This window comes from Streptomyces sp. NPDC086549, assembly GCF_044746205.1.
Taxonomy (GTDB): domain Bacteria; phylum Actinomycetota; class Actinomycetes; order Streptomycetales; family Streptomycetaceae; genus Streptomyces.
Genome location: NZ_JBIVBS010000001.1, coordinates 1,325,642 through 1,350,073, shown reverse-complemented (window position 1 = coordinate 1,350,073; position 24,432 = coordinate 1,325,642). Strand labels below are relative to the sequence as shown.

Below are 24,432 nucleotides of genomic sequence, written 5' to 3'. Positions count from 1 at the left end.
GTCCCGCGTGACGGCGAGTGCCGTACGGCTCCGCCCTGCGACCTCGGGGGTGCCGCCCCTTCGTTTTGCCTGGTCAGGCACTGGAGGCCGTGGCGGGAATCGAACCCACGTAACTCGCTTTGCAGGCGAGTCCCTAAACCACTCGGGCACACGGCCGTGTCGGTTGGAGCCTCGGGCTGCCTTCCGAACTCGGTGAAACGACCGTAAGGCGGCGACGGCAGGCCGCTCAAGGGAATCCGTGGGGCTGCAATGGGACTGCCATGCGCCGTTCACGAAAGGGGGGCCTACGACCAAGGGCCGAGGCCGGGGGCGACTCGCGACAGGGGCAAAAGGGGGCTGTGCGACTTACCCTGGCGACCATGACCGCCCTTGAGCCGCGCGACGCCGACGTCGCCGACATACCCGCCGACAGAGCCGACGAGACCGTGCTGGGGCGGTCGTACCGCGCGCTCAGTGTCGGGATCGTGTCCGTCGTTCTGCTGATCGCCTTCGAGGCGACCGCGGTGGGGACGGCGATGCCGGTCGCGGCGCGGGAGCTGGACGGGGTGTCGCTGTACGCGTTCGCCTTCTCGGGGTACTTCACCACCAGTCTGTTCGGGATGGTGCTGGCCGGGCAGTGGTCCGACCGGAGGGGGCCGCTGGGTGCCCTGGCGACCGGGATCGGCGCGTTCGCGGCCGGGCTGGTCGTGGCCGGGACGGCCGGGACGATGTGGGTGTTCATCGCGGGACGCGCCGTGCAGGGGTTCGGCGGCGGGCTGGTGATCGTCGCGCTGTACGTCGTCGTGGGGCGGGCCTATCCGGAGCGGCTGCGCCCGGCGATCATGGCGGCGTTCGCGGCCGGGTGGGTCGTGCCGTCCGTCGTCGGGCCGCTCGCGGCGGGGGCCGTGACCGAGCAGCTCGGCTGGCGGTGGGTGTTCATCGGGATTCCGGTGCTCGTCGTGTTTCCGCTGGTCCTCGCGCTTCCGCAGATACGGCGGCGGGCGGCGGGGCCGGTGGAGGCGGGCGCGTCGGGGGCTTCGGTGGATCGGCGGCGCATCCGGCTTGCCCTCGGCATCTCCCTCGGCGCCGGGCTCCTCCAGTACGCCGCGCAGGATCTGCGCTGGGTGTCCGTGCTCCCGGGGCTCGCGGGCGCCGCCCTCCTCGGGCCGGCCGTGCTCGGGCTGCTGCCGCGCGGTACGTACCGGGCCGCCCGCGGGCTGCCGTCCGTCGTGCTGCTGCGCGGGGTGGCCGCGGGCTCCTTCATCGCCGCCGAGTCGTTCGTGCCGCTGATGCTGGTGACCCAGCGGGGGCTGTCGCCGACGCTGGCCGGATTCTCGCTGGCGGCGGGCGGGGTGACCTGGGCGCTGGGGTCGTGGGTGCAGTCGCGGCCGCGGGCGGAGCCGTACCGGGAGCGGCTGATGACCGTGGGGATGGTGCTGGCCGCGGCCGCGATCGCCGTGGCGCCCAGTGTGCTGATCCATGCCGTGCCCGTGTGGACCGTCGCCGTCGCCTGGGGCTTCGGCTGTTTCGGCATGGGGCTGGTGATCTCCTCCGCCAGCGTGCTCCTGCTGCACCTGTCCGCCCCCGAGGAGGCCGGGGCCAACTCCGCCGCCCTCCAGATCTCCGACGCCCTCTCCAACGTCGTCCTCCTCGCGGCGGCGGGCGCTGCCTTCGCCACGCTGGGCGGCGGTGCCACGGCCACGGCGGCCGGCGGCTCCGGCGCGCATCCCGCCGCCTTCGCCGCCGTGTTCCTGCCGATGGCCGGGGTGGCGTTGATCGGGGCGTGGGTGACCACACGGCTGCGGGAGCGGTGAGGAAGCCGTGAGGCGTGGGCGGCCGGCGCTCCGCGAGCCGTAAAACGATCGCCCGGTCCTGACCACCCGGCCTACCCTCCCCGTATGCATGAGCCCGCGCTGACCCTCCCCCTCGACCCCGCGACCCGCCAGGCCCTCGACGACCTCGCGGACGCCCAGGGGCGCACGCCGGAAGACGTCGCCCTGGACGCGGTACGCAGGCATCTGCGCGAGGAGGGGCTCGCGGTGCGCGCCGTAGCCGAGCGGCTGGCCGGGGCGCACGCCGACCTGCTGAGGAGGCTCGGCGAATGACCCGCCACCTCACCGTCGCAGAGGTCACCGCCCTCGCCGAGGTCGCCTTCGGCGGACGGGCGCCCGAGGCCCGGGAGCCCGGACTGCTCGCCTCGGCCGTGCACCGGCCCCGCGCCCGGATGTTCGGTACGGCGGCCTACCCGGACCTGCACGAACAGGCCGCCGCGCTGCTCCACGCCATCGCCACGAACCACCCCCTCGTCGACGGCAACAAGCGCACCGCCTGGCTCGCCGCCGCCACCTTCCTCGCCGTGAACGGAGTCGATCTCGCCGGCACCGACCAGGACACGGCGTACGCGCTGGTCATCGACGTGGCCTCCGGCGAGGAGAGCGATGTCGCGGTGATCGCGCGGCGGTTGCGCGCCCTGTGACGTGGATCCCACCCACGGGCGACCCGGCCTCGTCCGGGCGTTGACACCACCGGGCCGCCGGTAGGGTGGCCCGGTTGTCATACGTAGCCGAGCCCGACCCCCTCCACGGAGACCGTGACTACCACCGCCGCTTCCTCCACCCACTCCCACCACCTCTCCCCGGCCTTCCCCGGCCGCGCCCCCTGGGGCACCGCCAGCAGGCTCCGTGCCTGGCAGCAGGGGGCGATGGAGAAGTACATCCAGGAGCAGCCGCGCGACTTCCTCGCGGTCGCCACCCCCGGCGCGGGCAAGACGACCTTCGCCCTCACCCTCGCCTCCTGGCTGCTGCACCACCACGTCGTGCAGCAGGTGACCGTGGTCGCACCCACCGAGCACCTGAAGAAGCAGTGGGCGGAGGCGGCCGCGCGGATCGGGATCAAGCTCGACCCCGAGTACAGCGCGGGCCCGCTCGGCAAGGACTACGACGGGGTCGCCGTGACGTACGCCGGTGTCGGCGTGCGCCCGATGCTGCACCGCAACCGGGTCGAGCAGCGCAAGACCCTCGTCATCCTCGACGAGATCCACCACGCCGGCGACTCCAAGTCCTGGGGCGAGGCCTGTCTGGAGGCGTTCGAACCGGCCACCCGCCGGCTCGCGCTCACCGGTACGCCCTTCCGGTCCGACACCAACCCCATCCCGTTCGTGACGTACGAGGAGGGGCAGGACGGGATCCGGCGGTCGGCCGCCGACTACACGTACGGGTACGGCAACGCGCTCGCCGACCACGTGGTCCGGCCGGTGATCTTCCTCTCCTACAGCGGCAACATGCGCTGGCGGACCAAGGCCGGTGACGAGATCGCCGCCCGGCTCGGCGAGCCCATGACGAAGGACGCCGTCAGCCAGGCCTGGCGCACCGCCCTCGACCCGCGCGGCGAATGGATGCCCAGCGTGCTGCGCGCCGCCGACCAGCGGCTGACCGAGGTCAGGAAGGGCATCCCGGACGCGGGCGCGCTCGTCATCGCCTCCGACCAGGACTCGGCCCGCGCCTACGCCAAGCTCATCCGCGAGATCACGGGCACGAAGGCCACCGTCGTCCTCTCCGACGACGCCGGCGCCTCGAACAGGATCGACGAGTTCAGCCAGAACAACGACCGCTGGATGGTCGCGGTCCGGATGGTGTCCGAGGGCGTCGACGTGCCCCGGCTCGCCGTCGGGGTGTACGCCACCACCATCTCCACCCCTCTTTTCTTCGCGCAGGCCGTCGGGCGTTTCGTACGGTCCCGGCGGCGCGGCGAGACCGCCTCCGTCTTCCTGCCGACCGTCCCCGACCTGCTCACCTTCGCCAACGAGATGGAGGTGGAGCGGGACCACGCCCTCGACAAGCCGAAGAAGGAGGGCGAGGAGGACCCGTACGCCGAGTCCGAGAAGGAGATGGAGGAGGCGAACAAGGAGCAGGACGAGGACACCGGCGAGCAGGAGCAGTTCGCCTTCGAGGCGCTGGAGTCCGAGGCCGTCTTCGACCGGGTGCTGTACGACGGCGCCGAGTTCGGCATGCAGGCCCACCCGGGGAGCGAGGAGGAGCAGGACTACCTCGGCATTCCGGGACTCCTCGAACCCGACCAGGTGCAGCTGCTGCTCCAGAAGCGGCAGGCCCGGCAGATCGCGCACAGCCGCAAGAAGCCGGACACCGAGGCCGATCTGCTGGAACTGCCCGCCGAGCGGCGGCCTGTGGTCAGCCACAAGGAGATGATGGAGCTGCGCAAGCAGCTCAACACGATGGTGAGCGCCTACGTCCACCAGAGCGGCAAGCCGCACGGGGTGATCCACACCGAGCTGCGGCGGGTGTGCGGTGGACCGCCGAGCGCGGAGGCGACGGCCGGGCAGCTTCGGCAGCGGATCGCCAAGGTGCAGGAGTGGGCTACGCGTATGCGGTGACGCTCCGCTGGGTTCGGGGATTTTTCCCACCCGCCCGCCCGTCTCGGTTGGCCAAGAGCGCGCCGTCGCGGGGCTTCGCCCCGGACCCCGATCCAGGAGTCGCGGGGGTTTTGGCCCGGACCCCGGTCCAGGAGTCGCGGGGAGGCGCGGGGCTTTTGCCCCTCCTGAACTTCCTGGGCCGTGTGCGTATCCGGACGAATGCTCGCAGGCCGGATCTGGTCTTGCCCGGATTCTGGACGGAGGCTTCCGCTCAGCGAACCGGCTTCGCTAATGTCCCGCTACGCACACGCCCCGTGGCAGCGCCGCCGCGGAGCGCAGCCGTGAAGCGACTTGGCCCGGAGCCGCCGGGCTGCCATGCCGATCGGCGGCCTCTGAAGCGCGTCGCTGACGGGACTCGGTGACGCATCCGTCGCTAAGGGGTTGCCGACCTCACCACTTAAGGAGTGGGCGTCGTGACCGCGGAGACCTCTCAGACGCTCGACCGGGGACTGCGCGTCCTCAAGCTGCTGGCCGATACGGACCACGGGCTGACCGTCACCGAGCTTTCCAACAAACTGGGCGTGAACCGGACCGTTGTGTACCGGTTGCTGGCCACCCTCGAACAGCATGCGCTCGTGCGCCGTGATCTGGGCGGGCGAGCCCGGGTCGGGCTGGGAGTGCTGCGCCTCGGCCGGCAAGTGCATCCGCTGGTACGTGAGGCGGCGTTGCCCGCGCTCAGGTCTCTGGCCGAGGACATCGGGGCGACGGCACATCTCACGCTCGTGGACGGGACGGAGGCGTTGGCCGTAGCGGTCGTCGAGCCGACGTGGACGGACTATCACGTGGCGTACCGGGCCGGGTTCCGGCATCCGCTGGACCGGGGAGCCGCGGGCAGGGCGATCATCGCGGCGCGGCAGTCGTCGTTGACGGATCCGGGGTACACCCTGACGCACGGAGAGTTGGAGGCGGGCGCCTGCGGGGCCGCGGCGCCTCTGCTCGGGGTCACGGGGGTGGAGGGCAGCGTCGGCGTCGTGATGCTGGCGGACTCCGTGCCGGAGAGGGTGGGACCGCGGGTCGTGGACGCGGCGCGGGAGGTTGCCGAAGCGTTGCGCTAGCGCGATCTTCGGCCGATCCGTAAGTGCCGCCACCGCCACCATCAGCGCCGCCACCGCCACCGTCACCATCACCGTCGACGCCCGCTTCGCGCCGAGCCGGCCGGCCCAGGAGGCGGAGGCCTACGTCCGTGGGCTCTTCCCCGAGCACGAGGTCGCCCACCTGCCCCAGCCGGGGCAGGTGGGCGACCTCGTCGCCGTGCTCGGCGCGCGGCCCCGGCCCAAGCCGGGCCGGACCGACGTGGCCCGGTTCGCCGCGCCGGGCGTGTCCGCGCTCTACTACGGGCCCGGGGAGCCGTCGCTCGCGCACACGGCGGGCGAGTACGTCCCGGTGGTGCACCTGGGGGAGTGCGAGGACCGTCTCAGGAACTGGCTCCTCTGAGGCCTGCGAGGACCCTCAACTGGAGCCACAGCACCAGCCGTTCATCGGGGTCGTCCAGGTCGATCCCGGTGTGCTGCTGGGCCTGCCTGAGGCGGTAGCGGCAGGTGTTGGGGTGCACGGCGAGCAGCTTCGCCGCCCCCGCCATGTCGCAGCCCGCGTCGAACCAGCAGACCAGGGTACGGGCGTAGTCCGTACCGTGCTCCGCGTCGTACGCCAGCACCCGCTGCCACGCGCCCGCGCTCAACTCCCGCCGCTCGGCGAGCAGTTCCGTCAGCCGTAGCAGGGTGATGCGCGGGCGCACCTCGTCCACGGTCGCCACCGGGAGGTCCGTGTCCAGCACGCGCAGCACCAGGTCCGCGTCCGCCCGCGAGTGCACCACCCCGCCGGCATCCGGCACCACCTCGCCCAGTGCCGCCCGCACCGGCACCCGCAGCGCCTGCCCGGCCCGTGCCACGATGTCCTCGGCGAGCGCCCGGTGCCGGGCGCCGGGGCCCGGCAGCAGCGCGTACACCACCCCGTCGACCAGCACGCACGCGTGCCGCCCGTAGCGCGCCTCGCACTGCAGGCGTACGACGTCCAGCAGGCGCAGGGCGGTCCGCTCGGCGTCGGGCACGCTCGCCGCGGAGTCGGGGACGAAGGCGGCCACCCTCCCCCAGGCTTTCGACTTCGCTCCAGCAGGGAGGACCCCCATCGCGCCCTCCAGTCCCAGCCGGTGGGCGGCCGTCGACGCGTCGGCCGTGCCCTCCAGCAGGCGGCGCAGCAGGTCGCTGTTCTGGTGGCGGGCCAGCTCCTGCGCCGCCCGGGCGCGCAGCAGGAGCAGGGCGGCCGTGGAGGCGCCCTGGGTGAGGGTCTCCTCGGCGTCGGGCGCGAGCGTGCCGCCGTCGATCACCCAGACCGAGCCGAGGGTCTCACCGCCCGCCCGGACGGGCATCGCCAGCCGAGGCAGCAGGTCCGGGTCCCGCAGCGCGGGCAGCCGCACCGGCCGGTCCGCCGCGAACAGCACGCGGTACTGCTCGGTGTTCTCCGAGCTGGCCGGTACCTGGAGGCCGAGGATGCCCTGCCGGCGGTCCTCGTCGACGGGCTGGCCGGGGACGGTCGAGTAGGCGAGGATCCGCTGCCGGGGGTCCTCGATGGCGGTGGCCCCGCCGGCCGCCGCCGCGATCGCGTCGGCCAGCGCGAACAGGTCGCCGAGCCCGCTCCCGGACGGGGCGGGCCGGGCCCCGATCGCGGACGCCAGCAGCAGGTGGACGTGGTGCCAGGCGGCGTCCTCGTCGACCGACAGCAGCGCCACGCCCTGTGTCTCCGCCTCGCCGACCGGACCGTCCGCCCCCCGCACCACCACCCCGGTCATCCCCGCCTCGGCCGCGGCCCGCACCAGCGGCCCGGCCGCCGCCGCGCGCACCCCGACCGCGAGGAGCAGCGCGCCGGGCGCGTGGCGGAGCGGCGCGTGGGCGTCGTGCAGCAGCACCTCGGTGACCGGCACGCTCAGCCCGGCGGGGGCGGTGTGCAGTCGTACGGAGGGGCCGCCGATGATGTCGAGGAGGCCGCCGAGCGTGCAGGCATCCATGGGTGCTCACCTTCGCGACGGGCCGAGGCTTCGCGATTGGCCGATCTGAAAACGACCGTACGCGCGTGTTGGCCGCTCGCACAACGCGAGCCCGGCCTCCGTCTCCGACACTCGGACCATGACAGGAGTCACCATCCGAACCGTCCACGACGTCGCCGGGCTCGCGGCCGTGACCGCCTACTTCTGCGACGTCTGGCGGACGTCCCTCGGCGCGCCCCCGTATCCGGCGGAGGTGCTGCACAGCCTGGTCCACGCGGGCGGTGCCGTGCACGCCGCCTACGACGGGGAGCGGCTGGCCGGGGCGTCCGTGGCCGTGTTCGGCCCGGGACAGGAGATCTACTCGCTGGTGGCCGCCGCCGACCAGGGCCTCGGGTACGTGGTGAAGCAGGCCCAGCGGGAGTGGGCCCTGGACCGCGGTGCCCGCAGCATGCGCTGGACCTTCGACCCGCTGGTCGGCCGCAACGCCCGCTTCAACCTGGTCAAGCTGGGCGCCGTCGGCACCGAGTACCTCGTCGACTTCTACGGCCCGATGACGGACGGCGTGAACCGCGGCGACGAGAGCGACCGGATGACGGTGGCCTGGGACCTCACGGCGCCGACGGTGTCGTACGGCACCACCGGCACCGGCACCGGCACCGGCACCGGCACCGGCACCGACCCCGGGGACCGTGAGGCCGCACCGGCCACCCACACCGCCCCCGACGGCGGCATCCTGGCCCGCCGCGACCTCGCCGACCGGCATGTGCACTGCCGGGTCCCGGACGACATCGTGAAGCTGCGCGCCACCGACCCGGTGCTGGCGCTGCGCTGGCGGTACGCCGTGCGCGAGGTGTTCACGGAGGCCTTCGCCGGGGGATTCACGGCCACGGGCATGTCCCGCGACGGCTGGTACACGCTCACCCGGGAGAAGGGCGCGGCATGAAGCTCGAACGCGTCGAGATCGTCCACGTCGCGATCCCGCTGGTCATCCCCTTCCGTACCTCCTTCGGCACGATGACCACGAAGGACACCTTCCTCCTCCACGTCGTCACGGACGCGGCCGAGGGCTGGTCGGAGTTCGCCGCCGACCCCGAGCCGCGGTACTGCTCGGAGTTCACCACCGGCGCCGAGATCGTGCTGCGCGACTTCCTGCTGCCGCGCGCCGCCGCCCTCCCGGACCTCACCGTGGCCGCGCTCGCCCCTGCCATGGCCGGGGTCAAGGGGCACGAGCTGGCGAAGGCCGCCCTGGAGACGGCGGTCCTGGACGCGGAGCTGCGCGCACACGGCATGCCGCTGGCGGCCTACCTGGGCGCCGTACGGGACCGGGTGCCCGCCGGTGTCTCGGTCGGCATCAAGAACTCCCTCCCCGAGCTGCTGGACGACGTCGAGCGCTATCTCGCCGAGGGATACGTCCGCATCAAGCTGAAGATCGAGCCCGGCTGGGACGTCGAGCCGGTACGGGAGGTGCGCGAGCGCTTCGGCGAGGCGCTGCCCCTCCAGGTCGACGCGAACACGGCGTACACGCTCGCCGACGCCGAGCACCTGCGACGACTCGACGAGTTCGGGCTGCTGCTGATCGAGGAGCCGCTGGAGGAGAACAATCTGTATGCCCACGCACGGCTCCAGCAGCGCATCACCACTCCGGTCTGCCTGGACGAGTCCCTGCACAACGCGCGCGACACGGCCTCCGCGATCGCGATGGACGCCTGCCGGGTGGTCAACGTCAAGCCCGCCCGGGTCGGCGGCTACCTGGAGGCCCGCCGCGTCCACGACGTGGCCCATGCGCACGGCGTCCCGGTGTGGTGCGGCGGCATGCTGGAGACGGGCATCGGCCGCGCCCCGAACCTGGCCCTGGCCGCCCTGCCCGGCTTCACCCTCCCCGGCGACACCTCGGCGTCCTCCCGCTACTTCGCCGAGGACATCACCGAGCCCTTCGTCCTCCGGGACGGCCATCTGCCCGTCCCGACCACGCCCGGCATCGGCATCGCCCCGCTCCCGGAGGCCCTGCGCCGCTTCACCCGGGAGCGGCGGGATCTGTACCCGGGCTAGTACTACTAGGTCGGGCCGGGTTCCGCGGGGGTGCCCGTACCCGTCGCACCGGGCGGGTGCCGGCCCGTACCCGTCGCACCGGACGGGTGGTCGGAAGTGGCCGTCACGTTAGATTGACCTCGTGCTCTCTCGTCTCACGCGCCTCCAGGCCGTCGCCGTCTGCGCCCTGCCCGTCGCGGGCCTGATCGCCGCGGCGGCCCTCGCGCCGCTGCCGTTCTCGGTGGCGCAGCCCGGGATGACGGCGAACGTGCTGGGCAAGAACCAAGGCACCCAGGTGATCACGGTCTCCGGGGCGCCGACCCGGGAGACGAACGGGCAGCTGCGGATGACGACCATCGAGGCGACCGGCCCGGACGCGGACGTCACGCTCGTCGACGTGGTCGACAACTGGTTCCGCACGGACCGGGCGGTCATGCCGCGCGACGCGGTCTACCCGACCGGCAACAGCGTCAAGGAGATCGAGCAGCACAACGCCGAGCAGATGCAGCAGTCCCAGGACGCGGCGACCCAGGCGGCGCTGAATTACCTGAAGCTGAGCGACAAGGACGTCAAGGTCACGCTGAAGCTGGCCGATGTCGGCGGGCCCAGCGCGGGCCTGCTGTTCTCGCTCGGGATCATCGACAAGCTGCACGGTGACGGCAGCGGCGGCGATCTCACGGGCGGCCGTACCGTCGCCGGTACGGGGACCATCGACACCGACGGGACCGTCGGCGCGGTGGGCGGCGTGGCCCTGAAGACGCAGGCCGCGCGGCGGGACGGGGCGACCGTCTTCCTGGTGCCGAAGGACGAGTGCGCCGAAGCGAAGTCGGAACTGCCGAAGGGGCTGCGGCTGGTCCCGGTGACCACCCTGAAGGGGGCGGTGAACTCCCTGCTGGCGCTGCAGAAGGGGAAGGGCCCGGTACCGAGCTGTTAGGCGACGGCCGGGCGGGGGGCGGCGGCGAGGCGCAGGCCGACTTCGACCAGGGTCCAGCCGAGCCGGGCGCGCAGCTCCTTGGGGCGGTGGGTCTCGGCGGCGAGGCGGTGGGCGTCGGCCTGGGCGCGGAACTCGGCGATGCGGTGCTGGGCGAGCTGGGTCTCGTTGTACATGGTGGGGCCTCTCAGTCCGTCTCGATGGGGAAGAGGTGCGTGTGGATGCGTACTTGCTCGGAGTCGGGCGTGTCCTTGTCGGGGACCCGGTCCCGGTAGTCGTCGATCAGGGCGTGCATCTTCTGGATGAGCTCGTCGGCCAGCTCGGGGGTGAGCCGAAGTGTCGCGTCGCTCATGTCGGACGCGCGGGTCCATCCCTCGGACCAGCGGTCCCGGGTGGAGAGCCAGGTGGACAGTTTGCGAGCGTGGGTGTTCGCGACCTCGTGGAGGAACACCTCCGCCAGGCCCCGGACTTCGGGACCCGCGCTCTTGAAGTCGTCGGTGTCGAGGACGATCCCCTGGTCCACCGCCCGCCACCAGCGCTCCCGGCCCTTGCCGTGCTCCGGCGCGTCCTCGACGAAGCCGTGGGCGGCCAGCTGACGCAGGTGGTAACTGGTCGCGCCGCTGGACTCGCCCAGCCGCTCGCCCAGTTGGGAGGCGGTGGCCGGACCGTTGTGCCGTAGCGCCTCCAGCAACTGCATCCGCAGCGGGTGCGCGAGCCCGCGCAGCGAGCGGGCGTCCAGTCGGCGCCGTGGCCGTTCCTCGTGCTCCGTCATGTGTACAAAGATAGCCATGCAAAGGATCCTTTGCAACATATCTTTTGCATCAACTTCTTTGGAACTCGCTCCGGAGTCCCGCTACTTCACGAACCCCTCCGCCTTCATCCACTCCAGCGCCACCTGATGCGGATCCTCCCCCTCCACGTCCACCTTCGCGTTCAGCGTCTGTGCCACCGTGTTGTCCAGCCGCTTCGTCACCGGGTCCAGGACCGTCGCGATCGCCGTCCACTTCGTCAGGGCCTTGGTGTTGATCACGGGGGCCGCGTTGTAGTCGGGGAAGAACTTCCGGTCGTCCGCCATCACCACCAGGTCCATCGACCGGATGCGCCCGTCGGTCGTGAAGACCTCCCCGTACGTGCAACTGCCCTTCTGCACCTGGGTGTAGATGATCCCGGTGTCCATCTGCGTGACGTTCCTCGCCGGCACGTTCATCCCGTACGCCTTCTCCATGCCCCGCAGCCCGTCGACCCGGCCGGCGAACTCGCCCTCCACGCACAGCGTCACCGCGCCGGGGTCGGACCGGGACAGCGCGGCCACCTCCGACAGGGTCCGCGTGCGGTACTTCCGGAAGCCGGCCCGGTTCATCGCGAGCGCGTAGGTGTTGTTCAGCCGGGACGGCGGCAGCCAGCTCACCCCGTTCCGCACGTCGGCGTCGCGCACCGCCTGCCACTGCTTGTGCGGGTCGGGGACCGGGGTGCTGTGGCCCTGGTACGTGATCCAGGCGGTGCCCGTGTACTCGTACATGGCGTCCGCGTCCCCGTTCCGGATCGCCTCCCGCGCCCCGATGGAGCCCTGGATGCCGGTCCGGTCGACGACGTCCGCGCCGGCCGCCTGGAAGGCGATGCCCATCATCGCGCCGAGGATCAGGCTCTCCGTGTCCGCCTTCGACGTCACCGTCAGATGGGCGCCCTTGAGCGGCTCGCCCTGCCCGATGGAGCCGGGCCGCACGTCGTCGGCCATGGGGGAGCCGCTGCTCAGGCCGCAACCGGACGCCGTCACAAGCACCCCGGCCAACACCAGCCGGACGCCACGCCTCACGCTTCCGGCTCCAGCCCGCGCGGCCGCAGCAGCACCTCGGCCAGTGAGGCCAGCCAGTCGACCAGCAGGGCCAGGACGACGGTGAGGAGGGAGCCCAGCACCAGTACCGGCATGCGCTGGTTGGTGATCCCGGCGGTGATCAGCACACCCAGGCCGCCGCCCCCGCCGAAGGCCGCCAGGGTCGCCGTGCCGACGCCGAGGACCAGGGCCGTGCGCACGCCCGCCAGGATCAGCGGGACGGCGAGGGGGAGTTCGACGCGGGCCAGCACACCGCGCGCCGACATCCCGATGCCGCGGGCCGCCTCCAGCAGGGCCGGGTCGTTCGCCTTCAGCCCCGCGACGGTGTTCGACAGCACCGGCAGGACGGCGTAGGCGGTGATACCGATCAGGGCTGCCCGCACACCGGTGCCGAGCCAGATCACCAGCAGGGCGAGCAGACCGATCGCCGGGGTCGCCTGGCCCGTGTTGGCGACCGCCATGACGACCGGGGTGGCCTTCCGGAACGGCGCGCGGGTCAGCAGGACGCCCAGCGGGATCGCGATGAGCAGGACGAAGAAGGCCGAGATCACGGTGAGTTCGACGTGCTGCCACAGGGCCTTGGGCACCTGGCCGTCGGACAGCGCGTTCCGGGAGACCGCGTCCAGGTCGGCCCGCTGGAACCACAGCCGGGTCGCCAGCAGGATCACGGTCAGGACGGCCGGCAGGACGGTCAACCGCTGCCACGTGATCCGGCGGCGTGGCGGGGGTGGCGGGGGTGGCGGGGTCCGGGTGTCCGCCGGCCCGGCCCCCTCGTCAGGTACCTGCCGTGCGCGCGTCTCCTCGTCAGGTACCTGCCGTGCGCGCGTCTCCTCGTCAGGTACCTGCCGTGCCCGCGTCTTCTCGTCCGGTACCTGCCGTGCCCGCGTCTTCTCGTCCGCCACCTGCCGTGCCCGCGTCTCTCCGAGGTCGGGAGCGGTCACCTCCGCCCTCCCCTCGCGTCGCCCTCCAGCAACTCGTGCACGGAGTCCATCAGCCCGTCCACGTCGACGACACCCGCGTACTCCCCGTCCCGCCCGGTCACCGCGACCCGGCCCGCCCTGTCCGTCAGGACCGCCTCCAGCAGGTCCCGCAGCGTCGCGTCCCGCGTCACCGTGGAGCGCACCGGCGTGCCCGCGCGGGCCAGCGAACCCCTGGCCCGTACGAGGTCGCCGCGCCGCAGCCACCGCCAGGGGCGGCGCTGCCTGTCGAGGAGCAGGACCTCCTTCGTGCGGCTTCCCCGCAGCCTGCCGAAGATCTGCGGCAGCGGGGTGTCCACGCCGGCCGTCGGACAGCCGGTGATCCGCACGTCCCGTACGCGCGTCAGGCTCAGCCTCTTGAGAGCCGCCCCCGAGCCCACGAACCCGGACACGAAGTCGTCCGCCGGGTTGGCGAGGATGGCCTGCGGGGTGTCGAACTGGGCGATGTGCGAGCGCTCGCGCAGCACCGCGATCCGGTCGCCCAGCCTGATCGCCTCGTCGAGGTCGTGGGTGACGAAGACGATCGTCTTGCGCAGCTCGGTCTGGAGCCGGACCAGCTCGTCCTGGAGGTGCTCGCGGGTGATCGGGTCGACCGCGCCGAACGGCTCGTCCATCAGCAGGACGGGTGGATCGGCCGCAAGGGCCCGGGCCACTCCCACACGCTGCTGCTGGCCGCCGGAGAGCCGGCGCGGATAGCGGCCGCGGAACTCGCCGGGGTCGAGTCCGACGAGGTGGAGCATCTCCTCCACCCGCTCCCTGATCCGCGCCTTCGGCCAGCCGAGCATCCTCGGCACGAGCGCGATGTTCTGGGCGACGGTCATGTGCGGGAACAGCCCGGACGACTGGATCGCGTACCCGACCTTCCGGCGCAGCCGCACCGGGTCCATGCCGGTGACGTCCTCGCCGTCGATCCGGATGCGGCCGCCGGTCGGCTCGATCAGCCGGTTGATCATCTTCAGCGTGGTCGACTTGCCGCAGCCGGACGGGCCGACGAGGACGACCGTCTCGCCCGCCCGGATCCGCAGGTTCACGTTGTCCACGGCGGGGTCCGGGCTGTCCGGATAGCGCTTGGTGAGGTTCTCCAGCTCGATCGAGGCGCCGTGGGTGCCCCTGTCGCCGCCGCCGCTGTCGCCGCTGCCGCCGTTCTCAGGCACGGATCCCCCCGGGAATGGTCAGCCGCCCGAGCAGGACGTACGCGGCGTCGAACAGCAGCGCGAGAATGACGATCCCGAGCGTGCCCGCGAGCACCTGGTTGAGGGCGTTCCTGCTGCCCAGCGAGGCGATGCCGCGGAAGATCTCGTTGCCCAGACCGGGTCCGGAGGCGTAGGCGGCGATGGCCGCGATGCCCATCAGCATCTGCGTGGAGACCCGGATGCCGGTCAGGATCGGCGGCCAGGCGAGCGGCAGCTCCACCCGCAGCAGCCGCGCCGCACGGGACATGCCGATGCCCCGCGCCGCGTCCACCAGCGCCGGGTCGACCCCGCGCAGGCCCACCACGGAGTTCCGTACGACCGGCAGCAGCCCGTACAGCGTCAGCGCGATCACCGTCGGCGGCACGCCGAGGCCCACGGCCGGGATCAGCAGACCGATCATGGCCAGGGACGGGATGGTGAGGATCGTCGCGCCGGTGGTGGTGGCGAGGTCGCCCGCCCACGCGCTGCGGTAGGTGGCGACCCCGATCAGCACCCCGAGCAGGGTCGCCACGACCATGCACTGGAAGACGACACTGGCGTGCTGAAGGGCATCGGTGAGCAGCTGCCGGCGGCGATCGCCCAGGTACTCCCAGAAACCCACGCTCAACTCACCCCAGGCCGGTCGTGTCAGGTCCCTTCCCGGTCCTCCGCCGCCTGCTCCACCAGCGGGATGATCCGCAGCGGGACGGGGTTCTCCATGACGATCGCCGTGGAGGCCCGGACGATGCCATCAAAACCGACAACCCGGTCGATCACCCGCTGGAGATCGGCGTTCGAGCGGGCCACGAGGCGGCACAGCATGTCCCCGGTGCCGGTGGTGGTGTGCAGCTCCAGCACCTCCGGCACGGTCGCCAAGTGCGCCCGGACATCAGGCCCTTGTCCCTGCCGGATCTGGAGCGTGGCGAACGCGGTGACCGGATAGCCGAGGGCCGCCGGATCCACCTGGGGGCCGAATCCGCGGATGACTCCGTTCGACTGAAGCCGGTCGAGCCGGGCCTGCACCGTGCCCCGGGCGACCCCCAGCCGCCGTGACATCTCCAGCACCCCGAGGCGCGGCTCCCGGGCCAGCAGCACGATGATGCGCCCGTCCAGATGATCGATCGCCACGCCCGCCTCCCGGGTGGTCATCCTGTACGGAAAGTCCGTCGATATGGTCGTATCACTGAGCAGATTGTCCAGCTGATACGCAAACTATTGCGCACCTTGTGGAGCGGAGCCAGTCTTCCGGCATGACGCAGACCACACACCACACTCCCGACACCGCCCGGCAGGCCGACCCCTTCCCGGTCAAGGGAATGGACGCGGTCGTCTTCGCCGTGGGCAACGCCAAGCAGGCGGCGCACTACTACTCCACCGCCTTCGGCATGAAGCTGGTCGCCTACTGCGGACCGGAGACCGGCAGCCGCGAGACCGCGAGCTACGTCCTGGAGAACGGCTCCGCCCGCTTCGTGTTCACCTCGGTGGTCAAGCCGGGCACCGAGGTGGGTGCCTTCCTCGCCCGGCACGTGGCCGAACACGGCGACGGCGTCATCGACCTGGCCATCGAGGTCCCGGACGCGCGCCGCGCGTACGACTACGCGATCGAGCACGGCGCCCGCTCGGTGGCCGAGCCGTACGAGCTGAAGGACGAGTACGGCACGGTCGTCCTCGCCGCGATCGCCACGTACGGCGAGACCCGCCACACCCTCGTCGACCGCTCCGGCTACGACGGCCCGTACCTCCCCGGCTTCGTCGCCGCGAAGCCGATGGTCGAGCCGCCCGCCAAGCGCACCTTCCAGGCCATCGACCACTGCGTCGGCAACGTCGAACTCGGCCGGATGAACGACTGGGTCGGCTTCTACAACAAGGTCATGGGCTTCACGAACATGAAGGAGTTCGTGGGCGACGACATCGCGACCGAGTACAGCGCGCTGATGTCGAAGGTCGTCGCCGACGGGACCCTGAAGGTCAAGTTCCCGATCAACGAGCCCGCCATCGCCAAGAAGAAGTCCCAGATCGACGAGTACCTGGAGTTCTACGGCGGCGCGGGCGTCCAGCACATCGCGCTCAACACGAACGACATCGTGGCGACGGTCCGGACCATGCGCGCGGCCGGCGTCGAGTTCCTCGGCACCCCGGACAGCTACTACGACACGCTCGGGGAGTGGGTCGGCGACACCCGCGTCCCGATCGACACCCTGCGCGAGCTGAAGATCCTCGCCGACCGCGACGAGGACGGCTACCTCCTGCAGATCTTCACCAAGCCGGTCCAGGACCGCCCGACCGTCTTCTTCGAGATCATCGAGCGCCATGGCTCGATGGGCTTCGGCAAGGGCAACTTCAAGGCCCTGTTCGAGGCGATCGAGCGGGAGCAGGAGAAGCGCGGAAACCTGTGAAACCTGTGAATCGCCCGGAGAACTTGAAAGCGGTTACCGGGAGTTGACACGCTCGGGTCCTGTGGGTGCCACGGGGGCATCCACAGGACCCGGGGGAGACCGTGGACGAGCGCACGAACCTTGCCGTGCCGGCCAAGTACTGGCTGCGGCGGAAGGACACGCTCAAGGAGCCGACGGTTCTGCAGTCGTTCGCCTTCGACGAGGTGCACAAGCACCTGTACGCCCTCCAGGTGTGCCGGGGCGGCGCCGACGACGGCGACCTGTGCCTGAACAAGCTCGACTACAAGGGCCACCGGCTGGGCCACATGTACCTGCGCGGCTTCGGCCACGGGGTGAGCATGGGCGTGCAGAACGCGTCCGACGGCACCGTCTGGATCTGGACCGAGGCCGATGCCGAGAACGGCTACGGCCAGGGCGTCACCCGCTTCCGGTTCTTCGACGGGGCGGTCCGCACCGGCGAGGACGTCAAGATCCGCCACCCGATCGAGGGATCCACCAACAACCAGCCGTCGGTCTGCATGGCTTCCCGGCGCATCGCCGTCCGGTACCGCATGGACAACAAGCCCCGCTACCGCGTCTGGGACCTCGACGCCTTCGTCGCCCGCGACTACTCCGCCCCCGTCGCGGACTTCGCGCAGACCGGCGCCCACCCCGACCCGAAGATCCCGTTCCAGGGTTACGCCCTGTACCGCGACCGGCTCTACCAACTGGCGGGCACGGCCTACGACGAGAAGACCAACCCGGCCGTCTCCAAGGGCAACGCGTACGTGTCCTGCCTCGCCATCCCCACCGGCGAACTGCTCCAGCAGTGGCACACCGAGGCCGCCTGCTCGCTCGACTACCGCGAACCGGAAGGCCTCGCCGTCCGCCGCTCACCCCAGCCCCGGGTGTACATGGGGTTCGCGTCGGGGGAGGAGGGGGCGCGCCGGTTCTCGGTGTACTACAAGCCGGCCGCCTAGTCCGCGTGGTCCGCGTGGTCGGCGTAGTCCGCGGATCACGGGTCCGCGCGACTCACCGTCCCCCCGCCGGCGCGACGTCCTCCGGCATCTCCGCGTCGTCCGGCGGCCCCAGCTCCCTCAGCGCCTCCCGCACCAGAGGCACCCGCAAGGGTGAGAAGTACGGATTGATCCGCAGCGCCTCCTCCAGATGACGCCGGGCGGGTCCGGCCAGCTCCAGCTCCTGCTCGATGACGCCCCGGTGATACATGTACAGGGCACTGCGCACCCCGCCACCGTTCACCTTGTCGGTGGCGGTCTCGGCGTACCGCAGCGCCTCCTTGTCCTTGCCCGCCCGGTGCAGCGCCCAGCCCAGCGCGTCGGCCACCTCGATACCGGGCTGCCGCTCCCACTCGGCCGTCAGCCGCCGTACGGCGTCCTCCGCGTCCCCGTGGTCCGCCTCGAACTGCCCGAGCACCAGCTCGTCGTCGACCCCGCCCGCCGTGTCCTGCGTCACCCGCACCCGCAGCAGGTCGTACTGCACCCAGGCCTCCGGCCGCTGCCCCAGCGACTCGTACAGCTCGCCCAGTTCCAGGATGTACTGGGGACCGGGCTGTTCGGCGAGCGCCTCCTGGTAGGCGTCCAGCGCCTCCGTCGTCCGGCCCAGCGCGGCCAGTGCCCGCCCCCGCCCGGCCAGGGCGGCCGGCTGGCCGGGGCCGCGGCGCAGGGCCTCCTCGAAGTGCCGCAGAGCGTCCTCCGGGTCCCCGCGCTCCCAGGCCAGCTGTCCCGTCCGCTCCAGGTAGTCCGCCTGCTCGGCGGGGGTACGGGCGGCCGACGCCGCGTCCGACAGCTGTGCCGCCGCGTCCTCGCGCCAGCCCCGGTCACGGTAGACGGCGGCGGCCTGCGCCATCACGGCCGGCTGCGCGGCGGCTCCGGTGTGCAGCCCCATCAGCTTGTCCAGCGTCTTGCGGGCCGCCTTGTAGTCGCCGAGCCCGGTGTACGCGTCGATCAGCGGCGGATACGCCGTCCACTGCTTCGGCTCCGCCTTCAGCGCCTGCTCGCCCCAGCGTTTGGCCTCGGCGAAGTCCCGGCGCGCGTTCGCCAGCGCGGCCAGCCCGTCCAGCGCCTTCATGTCCGCCGCCTTCGCCGTGTTCGCGGCGTTATGTGAACTTTCCGGGCTTTGCGGGTTCTTCTTCTCCACCACCCGCAGCGAGGTCCGCAGTGCCCGCTCGGCCTTCGGATACTGCGCGGCGTCGGCGGTCCTGCGCCCCTGCTCCACATAGGCCGTCCCCAGCACGGCCCACGCCTGCGCGTCCAGGGGATGCGCCCGCAGATGGCGCTCACGGTCCCCGATCAGCGCCGTGAGGTCGGGCAGCGAGGCCGGCATCCCGGCCCGGTCCACCGTCATCGCCTGCGCCCCGGCCCCCCGCGCCGGCGGCCTGCTCCGGGGCCGCTCCGGCGGCAGCAGCATCAGCGCCCCGCCGACCGCCGCTCCGGCCACCACCCCCACCGCGACCGTGCCGATCAGTGCGCGCCGCAGCCTTCGGGAGCGGCGCGGCGGCTGCTCCGCGACCAAGGACGTACCCGGGCGGGACTGTGCGTTCTCCATGGCGCTCACTGTGCGTCAGTACTACGACCCATCCGGTCAGCCCAACGCGCGTCCCGGACGGGGTTCACACCGATGGCCCCGGGTGCGACGCTGTGATCATGAGCCGTATCCAAGCCGCACCCGACGCAGCCCAGGGCAACCTCGGCGACCGGCTCCTCGCGGGCCTGCCGGCCGAGGCGGTCCTCATGGATCCCGACGTCACGGCCACGTACGCCAACGACATGGCGAGCTTCTGCCCGGCGGGCGCACCGGCCGTGGTCGTCCTGCCGCGCACGGTCGAACAGGTCCAGCACGTCATGCGGATCGCCACCGAACTGCGCGTCCCGGTCGTCCCGCAGGGCGCCCGCTCCGGCCTGTCCGGCGGGGCCAACGCCTCCGAGGGCTGCATCGTGCTGTCCCTCACCAAGATGGACCGCATCCTGGAGATCAACCCGGTCGACCGTATCGCCGTGGTCGAGCCGGGCGTCATCAACGCCACGCTCTCCCGGGCGGTCGAGGAGCACGGTCTGTACTACCCGCCGGACCCCTCCAGCTGGGAGATGTGCACCATCGGCGGCAACATCGGGACGGGCTCCGGCGGCCTGTGCTGTGTGAAGTACGGGGTGACGGCCGAGTATGTCCTCGGCCTGGAGGTCGTCCTGGCCGACGGACGCCTGATGTCCACGGGCCGCCGCACCGCGAAGGGCGTGGCCGGGTACGACCTGACCCGCCTGTTCGTCGGCTCCGAGGGCTCGCTCGGCATCGTCGTACGCGCCGTCCTGGCACTGAGGCCGAAGCCGCCCCAGCAGCTGGTGCTGGCCGCCGAGTTCGCCTCCGCGGCCGCGGCCTGCGACGCGGTGTGCCGGATCATGGCCGGCGGCCATGTGCCGTCCCTCCTGGAACTCATGGACCGTACGACGGTCAAGGCGGTCAACGAATTCGCCCACATGGGCCTGCCGGAGTCGACCGAGGCCCTGCTCCTCGCCGCCTTCGACACCCCGGACCCGGCCGCCGACCTCGCCGCCCTCGGCGCGCTGTGCGAGGCCGCCGGCGCCACCCAGGTGGTCCCGGCCGACGATGCCGCCGAGTCCGAACTCCTCCTCCAGGCACGCCGGCTGTCCCTCACCGCCCTGGAGGCGGTCAAGGGCACGACGATGATCGACGACGTGTGCGTGCCCCGGTCCCGGCTCGGCGAGATGCTCGAAGGCATCGAGCGGATCGCCGGCAAGTACCGGCTCACCATCGGCCTCTGCGCCCATGCCGGGGACGGGAACACACACCCCACCGTCTGCTTCGACGCCCAGGACCCCGACGAGTCCCGGCGGGCCCGCGAGTCCTTCGACGAGATCATGGCCCTCGGCCTGGAACTCGGCGGGACCATCACCGGCGAGCACGGCGTGGGCGTCCTGAAGAAGGAGTGGCTGGCACGGGAGATCGGCCCGGTCGGGCTGGAGATGCAGCGGGCGGTGAAACAGGTCTTCGACCCGCTGGGCATTCTCAACCCGGGCAAGCTCTTCTGAACCTGCCGCCGCTCTCCCTCTTCCTTCTCTCCGGCTTCCTCTTCTCCGGCTTCCTTCTCTCCGGCCGGTTCTCTCACGGGGTGAGCAACTGGTCGAGCTCGTCGTCGATCCCGAGCTGCCCGCCCTCGGTTCCCGGGGGCACCACGCACAGCGTCCGTTCCAGCCAGGCGGACACCTGGGCGGCGGGTGCCTCCAGGAGGGCGTCGCCGTCGGGAGAGCTGAGCGCCAGCAGGACGACGCTGCGGCCCTCCACCCTCGTCGGCCACACCCGTACGTCCCCGTCGCCGCACGCCCGGAACACCCCTTCCACGAGGAGCTCGCGCGCGAACGTCCAGTCCACCGGGTGCTCGGAAGTGATGTGGAAGGTGATGTGGACGGCGTACGGGTCGTCGGTGCGGTAGGTGAGCCGGGCCGGGACCGGGACGCTGCGCTCCGGCGACAGGACGAGCTTGAGCTCCAGTTCGCGTTCCACCACTGTGCGGTGCATGACGGCGGTTCCTCTCTCGGACGGGTGAGGGGCCCTGAGGATGGCCCCGTACGAGGGGAGAGGACGTTCCGGCACGATCATTACGCGGGTTCGGAGAAATTCCTTCCGAAGCTGTGAAGCAGGTGCACGGGGTTGCCCGGATAGGGGCGGGTCCTGCGGGACTGGCGGTGGGGGTTGCGCGCGTCTGATAGATGTGGAGGCCCCTATACGACCCCCGAGCAGATACGGGACGACGGACATGAGCGCCCCAACCCCGGCCCCCGGCGACGACAGGCCCCGCGAAGGGTATTACCCGGACCCGTCCATTCCTGGCTACGTCCGGTACTGGAACGGCGCGGCCTGGGTGCCGGGCACCAGCCGGCCGGCGCCGCAGGACGGCGAACCGCTCACCGCACCGCCCGCCGGACACCCGGCGGCCCCCGCCGTGGAGGAGACGGGCCCGCACTTCTTCGACGAGGATCCGCAGCCCGCGCCCGCGTGGGGAGCCGACCGGGCCCAGCAGGCCGGCTTCGGAGGCGACCAGGACCGACGCGTCTCCTGGGGCGCCGACCCCAGGGTTCCCGCGGACATCCCGGCGCAGCCGGACGGTGCCGCCGCCCGTACCGACGGCACGGCGACGATCCCTCCGGCCGACCCGTCCGACGTGCCCTCCGACGGCACCTTCGTCTTCCGCAGGCCCACCGCCTCCGACGGCAACACACCCTTCCGCGCGCCCTCCCCGCGCACAGGTCAGCAGGGGGGAGCGCCCGGGGCGCAGAACGGGGGCACGGCGCCCGGACCCGCCGTGCAGGGGCCCGTGGGAGTCGGTGCCCCGGGGGCCGGGTCCTCCGGCTCGCCCGGCTCGCCCGGGGCCGCCGGTGGCTCCGCTCGGCCCGGCTTCGGTGCGGGGAAGGCCGCCGCGGCCCGCGCCGCGGCCGCGCAGGCCGAGGTGGCGCAGGCAGGGGCCGCGGCGCAGGCGCCCGCGGCCGCTCCCTCCCCGCCCCAGCAGTCGGGCTCCGGCACGCCCATGACCACCGGCGTCGGCGGCGGGCAGTCCTCCTGGGCCCAGCAGGTGCACCGGCTCGCGGGTGCCGGGGACGAGCAGCCCCTGGCGCCGTGGAAGCCGCCGGTGGAGGACCCGTTCCTGGCGGCCGTTCGGCAGCAGGCGGCGGCGCGCCCCGCGGGACTCGGCAAGCGGCTCGCGGCCCGGCTCGTCGACACCCTGGTCGTCGGCGCCGTGACCGCCGCGGCGGCGGTGCCGTTCGGAACCAAGGCGGTCGACCACATCCAGGACAAGATCGACGCGGCCAAGCAGTCCGGCCGCACCGTCACCGTCTGGCTGCTCGACGGGACGACGGGCACGTACCTCGGCATCGTCCTCGCCGTCCTCCTGGTCGTCGGCGTCCTCTACGAGGTGCTGCCCACCGCCAAGTGGGGCCGCACCCTGGGCAAGAAGCTGTGCGGTGTGGAGGTCAGGGACATCGAGGCCCACGAGCCCCCCACCTTCGGTCTCGCGCTGCGCCGCTGGCTCGTGTACACCGTCTCCGGCCTGCTCGGCATCGGCATCGTCGGTGTCCTCTGGTGCCTGTTCGACCGCCCGTGGCGGCAGTGCTGGCACGACAAGGCGGCGCACACGTTCGTCGCGGGCTGAGTCCGTCCCCCGGACGGCCGCCCGCCGGATGCGGAGCCGGACTCCTCGCGGTCCACTCGGGCCATGAGCACCGAACCGCCCCCCGGCTCCGGGCAGCAGCCGCCGGAAGACGACCCTTTCAGGAAGCAGCCCCCACCGGGCGGGGGTTCGGGCTCGCCGTACGACACCCCGCCCGGCGGCGGCGCCGCGCAGGGCGGCGGCGGTCCGCCCGGGGCCGGTGGTCCGCCGCCCGGGGCCGGCGGTCCGTACGGGGGTGGTGGCCCGTACGGAGGCGGCGGCCCGTACGGAGGCGGTGGCGACTACCCCGCCGATCCGCTCGCCGGTATGCCCCCGCTGGCCGACAGCGGCAGACGCACGCTCGCGCGCATCATCGACATGATCCTTGTGGGCATCGTCGCCTGGCTGCTCACCTGGCCCTTCGGCGTCCACGAGTACCAGGTGGGCAGCGACGGGATCAACGTGGTCAGGGCCATCGTGGAGCAGGTCGTCGCCGCCGTGCTCTTCGTGGCCTACGACACCTTCATGATCGCCAGGTTGGGACAGACCCTCGGCAAGAAGTGGCTGGGTATGCGGGTGGCCAACCTCGACGACGGCTCCACACCCTCCGTGCAGACCTCGCTGATCCGCGCACTGGTGCTGTGGCTCCCGTTCTTCGCGCTCTGGTGCTGCCCGTGTGTGTGGCTCGCGATCGCGGGCGGCTGGAGCTTCTTCGACAAGCCCTACAAACAGGGCCTGCACGACAAGGCCGCCAAGACGGTGGTGGTCAGCGCGAGTTGAGCGGCACCGGTGAGGCGGCACCGGTGAAGCGGCGTCGGTGGAACGGCGCCGGTGGAGGGCGGCCACGCGGCAGGCGGCCGGTCCGTGGGGCTCACGGACCCGCCGCCTTGTGCCGTCAGGGAGCGCTCGGCTCCCGTATCGGCTCGATCGTGGCGGCCACGGGCTCCCGCGGTGCGGGGACCCGCTCCTCGACGACCCTGGCAGGGGCGGGTTCCGTGACCGCGCGAGTCCTGGGCAGCGGCACCGTCATGGCGACCAGCAGCCCCAGGGCCAGTGCGGCGAGGGCGATCACCGCGATCCCCAGACCTGAACTCGTCTGTGACAGCAGCAGCATGGCGAGCGTCGAGAAGATCACGGTGCATGAACCGTAGGCGAGCTGTGCGGCAGTCGGACGAGGCATGGCAATCGTGTCCTCGGAAGATATTGGGGGTGAGACGGGTAACCGGCCTGGCTTTCCGCCGACTTCCGGGCGTTCCACCATTCGACTCTAATCGCGTGCATGCCCGAGTGGAACGGCCGGTAAGCGTGACCTAACCCACGGTACCGGAGCACAGGGGGCGCACGGACGCATGAGGTCCAGCTGGTGGACGGACTCGCGCGCCCGTCAAGTCGTATGCGAGCGCGTTCGTAAAGCGAACTTCCGCTCCGCATAGTGCACTTGACCTGTTCAAGTCAAGGTCTGTCTTTTCTCTTAAACCTCTAGTCAAATGTCGTCACTTGACTACACGCGTTGATCAGGCGCGCACGGACTCCTCCATGACCAGGACCCCTT

The 24,432-nt window shown here is 72.0% G+C and carries 25 protein-coding genes and 1 tRNA gene; 14 read left to right on the top strand and 12 right to left on the bottom strand.

The genetic code is table 11. The annotated features are described in order from the left end of the window. Window positions 1-81: 81 nt before the first annotated feature. Window positions 82-156 (bottom strand) — tRNA-Cys (locus ACIPSA_RS06220). Between the two features lie 203 nt (window positions 157-359). On the opposite strand from ACIPSA_RS06220, the gene ACIPSA_RS06215 reads away from it, so the two are divergent. The 6 genes from ACIPSA_RS06215 to ACIPSA_RS06190 all read left to right on the top strand — a co-directional run bounded on the left by ACIPSA_RS06215 (window position 360) and on the right by ACIPSA_RS06190 (window position 5,842). Continuing rightward, window positions 360-1,793, top strand: a complete 1,434-nt coding sequence (locus tag ACIPSA_RS06215; protein WP_402629152.1) for an MFS transporter — start codon at window positions 360-362, stop codon at window positions 1,791-1,793. Between the two features lie 84 nt (window positions 1,794-1,877). Next, window positions 1,878-2,084 (top strand): hypothetical protein, encoded by a 207-nt coding sequence (locus ACIPSA_RS06210; RefSeq protein ID WP_402629149.1) that lies wholly within the window; start codon window positions 1,878-1,880, stop codon window positions 2,082-2,084. After that, entirely contained in the window at window positions 2,081-2,455 is a 375-nt protein-coding gene (locus ACIPSA_RS06205; protein ID WP_402629146.1) for a type II toxin-antitoxin system death-on-curing family toxin, read from the top strand. Before ACIPSA_RS06210 ends, ACIPSA_RS06205 begins: the two co-directional genes overlap by 4 nt. Before the next feature lie 114 nt (window positions 2,456-2,569). Further along, complete coding sequence (locus ACIPSA_RS06200) at window positions 2,570-4,369, top strand: DEAD/DEAH box helicase (RefSeq protein WP_402629143.1); 1,800 nt, start codon at window positions 2,570-2,572, stop codon at window positions 4,367-4,369. Window positions 4,370-4,821: 452 nt separating this feature from the next. Continuing rightward, entirely contained in the window at window positions 4,822-5,463 is a 642-nt protein-coding gene (locus tag ACIPSA_RS06195; RefSeq protein WP_402629140.1) for an IclR family transcriptional regulator, read from the top strand. Beyond that, window positions 5,444-5,842, top strand: a complete 399-nt coding sequence (locus tag ACIPSA_RS06190) for a hypothetical protein (RefSeq protein WP_402629137.1) — start codon at window positions 5,444-5,446, stop codon at window positions 5,840-5,842. The genes ACIPSA_RS06195 and ACIPSA_RS06190 overlap by 20 nt, the downstream gene beginning before the upstream one ends. Here the strand turns inward: ACIPSA_RS06190 and ACIPSA_RS06185 are convergent. Further along, complete coding sequence (locus tag ACIPSA_RS06185) at window positions 5,823-7,409, bottom strand: PucR family transcriptional regulator (protein ID WP_402629134.1); 1,587 nt, start codon at window positions 7,407-7,409, stop codon at window positions 5,823-5,825. The genes ACIPSA_RS06190 and ACIPSA_RS06185 overlap by 20 nt on opposite strands. Window positions 7,410-7,527: 118 nt before the next feature. Here ACIPSA_RS06185 and ACIPSA_RS06180 point away from each other — a divergent pair, with 118 nt between their 5' ends. The 3 genes from ACIPSA_RS06180 (at window position 7,528) to ACIPSA_RS06170 (ending at window position 10,350) form a co-directional block, all read left to right on the top strand. After that, window positions 7,528-8,331 (top strand): chorismate synthase, encoded by an 804-nt coding sequence (locus ACIPSA_RS06180; RefSeq protein ID WP_402629131.1) that lies wholly within the window; start codon window positions 7,528-7,530, stop codon window positions 8,329-8,331. Then, complete coding sequence (gene menC, locus ACIPSA_RS06175; RefSeq protein ID WP_402629128.1) at window positions 8,328-9,437, top strand: o-succinylbenzoate synthase; 1,110 nt, start codon at window positions 8,328-8,330, stop codon at window positions 9,435-9,437. The genes ACIPSA_RS06180 and menC overlap by 4 nt, the downstream gene beginning before the upstream one ends. 121 nt (window positions 9,438-9,558) lie before the next feature. Beyond that, window positions 9,559-10,350: a S16 family serine protease gene (locus tag ACIPSA_RS06170; RefSeq protein WP_402629126.1), complete on the top strand. Its 792-nt coding sequence runs from the start codon at window positions 9,559-9,561 to the stop codon at window positions 10,348-10,350. Here the strand turns inward: ACIPSA_RS06170 and ACIPSA_RS06165 are convergent. From ACIPSA_RS06165 to ACIPSA_RS06135, 7 genes are all read right to left on the bottom strand, one after another. Beyond that, entirely contained in the window at window positions 10,347-10,523 is a 177-nt protein-coding gene (locus tag ACIPSA_RS06165; RefSeq protein ID WP_402629125.1) for a hypothetical protein, read from the bottom strand. The two genes, ACIPSA_RS06170 and ACIPSA_RS06165, sit on opposite strands and share 4 nt — an antisense overlap. Before the next feature lie 11 nt (window positions 10,524-10,534). Next, complete coding sequence (locus ACIPSA_RS06160; protein ID WP_402629123.1) at window positions 10,535-11,137, bottom strand: ArsR/SmtB family transcription factor; 603 nt, start codon at window positions 11,135-11,137, stop codon at window positions 10,535-10,537. A 63-nt stretch (window positions 11,138-11,200) separates the two neighbouring features. After that, window positions 11,201-12,082: a glycine betaine ABC transporter substrate-binding protein gene (locus ACIPSA_RS06155; protein WP_402629121.1), complete on the bottom strand. Its 882-nt coding sequence runs from the start codon at window positions 12,080-12,082 to the stop codon at window positions 11,201-11,203. A gap of 74 nt (window positions 12,083-12,156) precedes the next feature. Next, complete coding sequence (locus ACIPSA_RS06150; RefSeq protein ID WP_402629119.1) at window positions 12,157-13,119, bottom strand: ABC transporter permease; 963 nt, start codon at window positions 13,117-13,119, stop codon at window positions 12,157-12,159. Then, on the bottom strand, window positions 13,116-14,309 hold the full coding sequence (locus ACIPSA_RS06145) for an ABC transporter ATP-binding protein (RefSeq protein ID WP_402629117.1): 1,194 nt from the start codon (window positions 14,307-14,309) through the stop codon (window positions 13,116-13,118). The genes ACIPSA_RS06150 and ACIPSA_RS06145 overlap by 4 nt, the downstream gene beginning before the upstream one ends. After that, window positions 14,302-14,949, bottom strand: a complete 648-nt coding sequence (locus ACIPSA_RS06140) for an ABC transporter permease (protein WP_402629115.1) — start codon at window positions 14,947-14,949, stop codon at window positions 14,302-14,304. The genes ACIPSA_RS06145 and ACIPSA_RS06140 overlap by 8 nt, the downstream gene beginning before the upstream one ends. A gap of 26 nt (window positions 14,950-14,975) precedes the next feature. After that, the gene (locus ACIPSA_RS06135; RefSeq protein WP_402629113.1) at window positions 14,976-15,455 is read right to left on the bottom strand and encodes an Lrp/AsnC family transcriptional regulator; all 480 of its coding nucleotides are present in this window, start codon (window positions 15,453-15,455) and stop codon (window positions 14,976-14,978) included. Between the two features lie 122 nt (window positions 15,456-15,577). Between ACIPSA_RS06135 and hppD the strand changes: the two genes are divergently transcribed. After that, on the top strand, window positions 15,578-16,723 hold the full coding sequence (hppD, locus tag ACIPSA_RS06130) for a 4-hydroxyphenylpyruvate dioxygenase (protein WP_402629111.1): 1,146 nt from the start codon (window positions 15,578-15,580) through the stop codon (window positions 16,721-16,723). A gap of 101 nt (window positions 16,724-16,824) precedes the next feature. After that, window positions 16,825-17,682 (top strand): Teichoic acid biosynthesis protein C (Precursor), encoded by an 858-nt coding sequence (locus ACIPSA_RS06125; RefSeq protein WP_402629109.1) that lies wholly within the window; start codon window positions 16,825-16,827, stop codon window positions 17,680-17,682. Between the two features lie 52 nt (window positions 17,683-17,734). On the opposite strand, the gene ACIPSA_RS06120 is transcribed toward ACIPSA_RS06125, so the two are convergent. After that, window positions 17,735-19,267: a tetratricopeptide repeat protein gene (locus ACIPSA_RS06120; protein WP_402629107.1), complete on the bottom strand. Its 1,533-nt coding sequence runs from the start codon at window positions 19,265-19,267 to the stop codon at window positions 17,735-17,737. Between the two features lie 92 nt (window positions 19,268-19,359). Between ACIPSA_RS06120 and ACIPSA_RS06115 the strand changes: the two genes are divergently transcribed. Then, complete coding sequence (locus ACIPSA_RS06115; protein ID WP_402629105.1) at window positions 19,360-20,766, top strand: FAD-binding oxidoreductase; 1,407 nt, start codon at window positions 19,360-19,362, stop codon at window positions 20,764-20,766. A 73-nt stretch (window positions 20,767-20,839) separates the two neighbouring features. On the opposite strand, the gene ACIPSA_RS06110 is transcribed toward ACIPSA_RS06115, so the two are convergent. After that, complete coding sequence (locus tag ACIPSA_RS06110; RefSeq protein WP_402629104.1) at window positions 20,840-21,253, bottom strand: SsgA family sporulation/cell division regulator; 414 nt, start codon at window positions 21,251-21,253, stop codon at window positions 20,840-20,842. A gap of 238 nt (window positions 21,254-21,491) precedes the next feature. On the opposite strand from ACIPSA_RS06110, the gene ACIPSA_RS06105 reads away from it, so the two are divergent. Together ACIPSA_RS06105 and ACIPSA_RS06100 are read left to right on the top strand one after the other, a co-directional pair. Further along, window positions 21,492-22,883: an RDD family protein gene (locus tag ACIPSA_RS06105; protein WP_402629103.1), complete on the top strand. Its 1,392-nt coding sequence runs from the start codon at window positions 21,492-21,494 to the stop codon at window positions 22,881-22,883. Window positions 22,884-22,946: 63 nt separating this feature from the next. Continuing rightward, window positions 22,947-23,660 carry an RDD family protein gene (locus tag ACIPSA_RS06100; protein WP_402629101.1) on the top strand — a complete coding sequence of 238 codons (714 nt, stop codon included), beginning with the start codon at window positions 22,947-22,949 and terminating at the stop codon, window positions 23,658-23,660. Window positions 23,661-23,775: 115 nt separating this feature from the next. Here ACIPSA_RS06100 and ACIPSA_RS06095 read toward each other — a convergent pair whose 3' ends face one another. Next, entirely contained in the window at window positions 23,776-24,060 is a 285-nt protein-coding gene (locus ACIPSA_RS06095; RefSeq protein WP_402629100.1) for a hypothetical protein, read from the bottom strand. Between the last annotated feature and the right edge of the window lie 372 nt (window positions 24,061-24,432).

What these genes read in the sequence shown, in the direction of transcription:
- ACIPSA_RS06215 (WP_402629152.1), top strand. Translation starts at nt 360, where the DNA reads ATGACCGCCCTTGAGCCGCGCGACGCCGACGTCGCCGACATACCCGCC.
- ACIPSA_RS06210 (WP_402629149.1), top strand. Translation starts at nt 1,878, where the DNA reads ATGCATGAGCCCGCGCTGACCCTCCCCCTCGACCCCGCGACCCGCCAG.
- ACIPSA_RS06205 (WP_402629146.1), top strand. Translation starts at nt 2,081, where the DNA reads ATGACCCGCCACCTCACCGTCGCAGAGGTCACCGCCCTCGCCGAGGTC.
- ACIPSA_RS06185 (WP_402629134.1), bottom strand. Translation starts at nt 7,409, where the DNA reads ATGGATGCCTGCACGCTCGGCGGCCTCCTCGACATCATCGGCGGCCCC.
- ACIPSA_RS06180 (WP_402629131.1), top strand. Translation starts at nt 7,528, where the DNA reads ATGACAGGAGTCACCATCCGAACCGTCCACGACGTCGCCGGGCTCGCG.
- menC (WP_402629128.1), top strand. Translation starts at nt 8,328, where the DNA reads ATGAAGCTCGAACGCGTCGAGATCGTCCACGTCGCGATCCCGCTGGTC.
- ACIPSA_RS06165 (WP_402629125.1), bottom strand. Translation starts at nt 10,523, where the DNA reads ATGTACAACGAGACCCAGCTCGCCCAGCACCGCATCGCCGAGTTCCGC.
- ACIPSA_RS06160 (WP_402629123.1), bottom strand. Translation starts at nt 11,137, where the DNA reads ATGGCTATCTTTGTACACATGACGGAGCACGAGGAACGGCCACGGCGC.
- ACIPSA_RS06155 (WP_402629121.1), bottom strand. Translation starts at nt 12,082, where the DNA reads ATGGCCGACGACGTGCGGCCCGGCTCCATCGGGCAGGGCGAGCCGCTC.
- hppD (WP_402629111.1), top strand. Translation starts at nt 15,578, where the DNA reads ATGACGCAGACCACACACCACACTCCCGACACCGCCCGGCAGGCCGAC.
- ACIPSA_RS06120 (WP_402629107.1), bottom strand. Translation starts at nt 19,267, where the DNA reads ATGGAGAACGCACAGTCCCGCCCGGGTACGTCCTTGGTCGCGGAGCAG.
- ACIPSA_RS06110 (WP_402629104.1), bottom strand. Translation starts at nt 21,253, where the DNA reads ATGCACCGCACAGTGGTGGAACGCGAACTGGAGCTCAAGCTCGTCCTG.
- ACIPSA_RS06105 (WP_402629103.1), top strand. Translation starts at nt 21,492, where the DNA reads ATGAGCGCCCCAACCCCGGCCCCCGGCGACGACAGGCCCCGCGAAGGG.
- ACIPSA_RS06100 (WP_402629101.1), top strand. Translation starts at nt 22,947, where the DNA reads ATGAGCACCGAACCGCCCCCCGGCTCCGGGCAGCAGCCGCCGGAAGAC.
- ACIPSA_RS06095 (WP_402629100.1), bottom strand. Translation starts at nt 24,060, where the DNA reads ATGCCTCGTCCGACTGCCGCACAGCTCGCCTACGGTTCATGCACCGTG.